General features: G+C 50.8%; 1 rRNA gene. It reads right to left on the bottom strand.

What is annotated here, in order from left to right:
• Position 1: 1 nt before the first annotated feature.
• Positions 2-258: ribosomal RNA gene (locus HC728_RS20005) — 23S ribosomal RNA — on the bottom strand; the annotation flags it as partial.

Raw genomic sequence — 258 nt, 5'->3', positions numbered from 1 at the left:
GGAGACAGCGTGGCCATCATTACGCCATTCGTGCAGGTCGGAACTTACCCGACAAGGAATTTCGCTACCTTAGGACCGTTATAGTTACGGCCGCCGTTTACTTGGGCTTCGATCAAGAGCTTCGACCGAAGTCTAACCCCATCAATTAACCTTCAAGCACCGGGCAGGCGTCACACCGTATACGTCATCTTACGATTTAGCACAGTGCTATGTTTTTAATAAACAGTTGCAGCCACCTGGTATCTGCGACTCCCGGCA

Source organism: Aliivibrio sp. S10_S31 (assembly GCF_014694495.1).
GTDB lineage: Bacteria > Pseudomonadota > Gammaproteobacteria > Enterobacterales > Vibrionaceae > Aliivibrio > Aliivibrio fischeri.
This window is presented reverse-complemented; position numbering and strand designations above follow the sequence as displayed.